The sequence below is a fragment of the Mesorhizobium sp. M7A.F.Ca.MR.176.00.0.0 genome, assembly GCF_004023165.1.
GTDB lineage: Bacteria > Pseudomonadota > Alphaproteobacteria > Rhizobiales > Rhizobiaceae > Mesorhizobium.
The window spans coordinates 1-4,328 of sequence record NZ_RZTC01000215.1 but is presented as its reverse complement, the minus strand read 5'-3'; the positions used below and the strand labels follow the sequence as shown (position 1 = coordinate 4,328).

The following is a 4,328-nucleotide window of genomic DNA, read 5'->3' as shown; positions in this document are numbered from 1 at the left end:
CGCGCATCTCGTAGACCCGGCGGCCAACCGCCTCCAGCGCGCGAATGACGATGTTGGGCGGCCGCGCCGGGCCGGATTCGGGTTCGCGCCGCACGGCCTCGCCGACAGCTTCGAGCAGGATCGAAGCGATCTCGCTCTGGCCTTGCATCTGGATCTCGACGCCCTTCTTCTCGAAGGCGCTGACCAGCCGGTCGATCAGCCAGGCGCCGGCGGTGTCCATCTTCTCGATCTTGGAAACATCGAGCGCCAAGGTTTTGAAGCCGCTTCGCTTTTCGATCTTGCGCATGTCGGCGTCGATGAGCGCGACGGTCCTTGTGGTCCAGATTCCGGAGAAAGCGCAGCCAAGAACGCCATCCTCCTCGCCGATCGCCACGCGCGGTTCGTGGTCAGCCTCCCCTGCGGTCGTGCCGCTTGCGTCGCGCTTGCCGATGGTCAACATGGCGTCCTGTTTAGCCTGACGGGTCTGACCTGTCGATTTGCCGACAACGCTTGTCGCACAGCAGGAGCAGAAAAATATGGCGCGTGTCATTTCGGTCGAGGCCGAGCGTTTTCCCATCGCCGGAACCTTCACCATTTCGCGAGGTTCCAAGACCGAAGCCGAGGTGATCTCCTGCACGATCGGCGAGGGCGGCCACCTCGGCCGCGGCGAATGCGTCCCCTACAAGCGCTATGGCGAGACCATGGAGGGCGTGCGCGACGCGATCGAGGCCATGCGCGGCCGGATCGCCGGTGGCATCAGCCGGACCGCCTTGCTCGATGCTATGCCGGCCGGAGCCGCCCGCAACGCCATAGACTGCGCCCTGTGGGACCTGGAGGCAAAGCTCAGCGGAACCTCGGTAGCAGTCGCGATAGGTGCTCTTCCCTTGCAGGCGCTCGAAACCGCCTACACGCTGTCGCTGGGCGAGCCGGAGGCGATGGCGGCGCAGGCTCGCGCCAATGCGGCGCGGCCGCTGCTCAAGGTCAAGATCGGCGGCGACAACGACATCGCCCGCATCCGCGCGGTCAGGCAGGCAGCGCCAGACAGCCGCATCATCCTCGACGCCAATGAGGGCTGGAGCGACGACAACATCGTTGCGAACCTCGCCTTTGCCGCCGAACAAGGCATCGCGCTGATCGAGCAGCCGCTGCCGGCCGGTCATGACGAAATCCTGCGCCATATCGCCCATCCCGTGCCGATCTGCGCCGATGAAAGCGTGCACGAGGCTGAGAATCTCGAAGCGCTTGTCGGTCTCTACGATGCCGTCAACATCAAGCTCGACAAGTCGGGGGGCCTGACTGCGGCACTGGTGCTGCGCGATCGCGCCCGCGAACTCGGTTTCGGCGTGATGGTCGGCTGCATGGTCGGCACGTCATTGGCGATGGCGCCAGCGGTGCTGCTTGCCCAGCATGCCGATTTCGTCGACCTCGACGGTCCGCTGCTGCTTGCCCGCGACCGGGTACCGGGCCTTGTCTACCAGGGATCGCTGGTGTCACCGCCCGATGTGGCGCTGTGGGGCTGAGCGCGCTGCAAGGCCGATCAGCACGAGGCCGATCAAGGCGATCGGGATCATGGCAAAGAAGCCGTCCACGCCGAGATGGTCGTAGAGCGGGCCGGACGCCAGCGTCACCACCGCCATGAAGAAGCCGTTGGAGAAATAGGCAATGCCTTGCGCGGCACCTGTCCGCTCCTCGGAGACGGTTTCGCCGATCATCTTCTGCAGGCCGATCAGCCCAAGCGCCACCGAGACCGAGTGCAGCGACTGGACACCGAAGAAACCGGGAATGCCGAGGCCGAGCGGCCAGACCAGCGGAAAGGCGATCCAGCGCACGATGGAGCCGATCCCCGCCATCACCATGATCGACACGACGGAGAACCGGTCAAAAAAGCGGGTGAACATCATGAACATGCAGACTTCCGACACCACGCCCCAGGCCCATAAGAGACCGACAACCGAATCGCTGAGGCCGATCGATTTCCAGTAGATGGAGACGAAACCGTAGAGGAATGCGTGGCTGGCGGTTATGACGCCGACGCCGACGGAAAAATACAGGAAATACGGGTTGAGAAGCTTCGGCGCCGAATGCTGGATATCGGTGGCCGACAGCGGTGAGGCGCGCCGCGGACGGCCTAGACGCGGCGCCAGCAGGCCAGCGGCAAGGGCCGCGGCAAACGCCGCCAGAATGATAACCGGAACGGCCTGCGAGCCGGTTGCCGACAGAATGAAGCCGCCGGCGACATTGGCGCAGAGATAGGAGATCGAGCCCCATTTGCGCATGCTTGTGTAGTTCGAACCGAAGCGGCGGACACCCGAAAGCGCCAGCGAGTCGGCGATCGGCGAATGCGGCGTCCAGACAATGGTCAGCGCCAGTGAGACCGCCAGCACCATCGCATAGGTCGGCGGCAGGAAATAGCCTGCCGACAGGAGCAGTGATGCAGCCATCAGCGCGACATAGACATCGGCGCGGTCCCTGGCACGGTCGGCCAACGCGGTCAGTAACGGCGTCGTCACCACGCGCAGGAACATCGGCGCCGCCAGAATGACGGCGATCTGCTCGGCGTGAAAACCCTTGGCCTGCAGCCACAGTGGAAAATAAGGCAAATGGGTTCCGAGCGGCACGTACAGCGTCGCGAAGATCAGGCTCATGCGCAGTTCGAAATGGCGCGGCTTGACGAGTTGTTCGGGCGAGAGCTGCGGCAGGGCCATGAATCGATCCAATCGCGCTGTATTCGACCGGACGGCAACGCGTGTCGATCCCTTAACATGGACGAAAACCGGACGAAACCGGTTGGACTAATTGATCGATTCCGAAGCCTGAAAAGACTTCGGACTATGCCGCCTGCCCTACCCGGTCCTTGATGAGCAACGGGACAAAGGGCTCGTCCGGCGCTTCTGGCAGCACCTGCGCCCAGGTCAGGATTTCCATGCGGCCGTCAAAATGCTCGACCACGGCCGTGCAGCTTTCCACCCAGTCGCCGGTGTTGATGTACTGGACATCGCCAAAATTCTCGATGACGGCATGATGGATGTGGCCGCAAATGACGCCGTCGACGTGTGAACGACGCGCCTCATCCGCAAGCATGGTCTGGAACGAGCCGATGAAGTTCACCGCTTTCTTGACGTTGTGCTTGGCCCAGGACGAAAACGACCAATACGGCAGGCCGAGCAGTTGCCGCAGCCGCGTCACCACGCGGTTGACCAGCATGGCCGCGTCATAGGCATGGTCGCCGAGATAGGCCAGCCAGCGCGCATTGTGGACCACGGTGTCGAACTGGTCGCCATGGATGACGAGCAGGCGCTTGCCGTCGGCGGTCTCGTGGATGGCACGGTCGGCGACGACGATGCCGCCGAAATGCACGCCCTGGAACTGGCGGGCGAACTCGTCATGGTTGCCGGCGATGTAGGTGATGTTGGCGCCCTTGCGCGCCTTGCGCAGCAGTTTCTGCACGACGTCATTGTGGCTTTGCGGCCAGTGCCAGCTCCGCCGCAGCCGCCAGCCGTCGACGATGTCGCCCACCAGATAGATGATATCGGCATCGTGATATCGAAGGAAATCGATCAGGAACTCGGCCTTGGCCGCCTTCGAGCCCAGATGGACATCGGAAATGAACATGCTGCGGAAAGTGCGGGGCTCTTGGCCGGACATCGCGATTTCACCGTTGCTTTCGCGAGCCTATGCCCCGATTCATGCAACAACCGTATGACGGTTGCGATTGGTCCAGCCGAAGGACTAGCTTGCCGGCCAAATCACAGGAGAAATCGTCATGGATCTCGGTATCCGCGGAAAGAAGGCCATCGTCTGCGCTTCGAGCAAGGGACTTGGGCGCGGTTGCGCCATGGCGCTGGCGGAAGCCGGCTGCGATGTCGTGGTCAACGGGCGCAATGCCGAGCTGGTGGCGAAAACCGCCGCGGAGTTGCGCGAGCGATATGGCGTCACGGTGACGGAAATCGTTGGCGACGTTTCGAAGCCGGAGGTGCAGAAGGCGCTGCTCGCGGCTTGCCCCGAGCCGGACATCCTCGTCAACAACAATGGCGGCCCGCCGCTTCGCGATTTCCGCACGCTCGATCGCGAAAAGATCCTCGAAGGCGTCACCCAGAACATGGTGACGCCGATCGAGCTGGTCCAGGCTGTCCTTGACGGCATGGCGGCGCGCGGCTTCGGCCGCATCGTCAACATCACATCGCTGTCGGTCTATGTGCCCATTCCCGGCCTCGACCTGTCGTCCGGCGCGCGCGCCGGCCTGACCTCGTTTCTTGCCGGCGTGGCCAGAACGGTGATCGACCGCAACGTGACCATCAACAGTCTTTTGCCGGGCAAGCTCGACACCGACCGGCTGCGCGGCCCGCATG

5 protein-coding genes are annotated in these 4,328 nt (G+C 63.4%); 2 read left to right on the top strand and 3 right to left on the bottom strand.

The features are described from left to right. Positions 1-439: STAS domain-containing protein (locus EOB59_RS33825; protein ID WP_128290236.1), on the bottom strand; the 439-nt coding region annotated here is incomplete at its 3' end. 76 nt (positions 440-515) lie between these two features. Here EOB59_RS33825 and dgcA point away from each other — a divergent pair. Next, positions 516-1,499, top strand: coding sequence for an N-acetyl-D-Glu racemase DgcA (gene dgcA, locus EOB59_RS33820; protein ID WP_128290235.1), 984 nt, complete (start codon positions 516-518; stop codon positions 1,497-1,499). Here the strand turns inward: dgcA and EOB59_RS33815 are convergent. Together EOB59_RS33815 and EOB59_RS33810 are read right to left on the bottom strand one after the other, a co-directional pair. Next, on the bottom strand, positions 1,470-2,684 hold the full coding sequence (locus EOB59_RS33815) for an MFS transporter (protein WP_127810521.1): 1,215 nt from the start codon (positions 2,682-2,684) through the stop codon (positions 1,470-1,472). The two genes, dgcA and EOB59_RS33815, sit on opposite strands and share 30 nt — an antisense overlap. Positions 2,685-2,808: 124 nt before the next feature. Next, positions 2,809-3,624, bottom strand: coding sequence for a UDP-2,3-diacylglucosamine diphosphatase (locus EOB59_RS33810; protein WP_127399074.1), 816 nt, complete (start codon positions 3,622-3,624; stop codon positions 2,809-2,811). Between the two features lie 118 nt (positions 3,625-3,742). Between EOB59_RS33810 and EOB59_RS33805 the strand changes: the two genes are divergently transcribed. Beyond that, positions 3,743-4,328, top strand: a 586-nt coding sequence (locus EOB59_RS33805; protein WP_128290234.1) for an SDR family NAD(P)-dependent oxidoreductase, incomplete at its 3' end; no start/stop codon positions are given.

Excerpts from the sequence above, each read along its gene's own strand:
- dgcA (WP_128290235.1), top strand. The coding sequence starts at position 516 with ATGGCGCGTGTCATTTCGGTCGAGGCCGAGCGTTTTCCCATCGCCGGA.
- EOB59_RS33815 (WP_127810521.1), bottom strand. The coding sequence starts at position 2,684 with ATGGCCCTGCCGCAGCTCTCGCCCGAACAACTCGTCAAGCCGCGCCAT.
- EOB59_RS33810 (WP_127399074.1), bottom strand. The coding sequence starts at position 3,624 with ATGTCCGGCCAAGAGCCCCGCACTTTCCGCAGCATGTTCATTTCCGAT.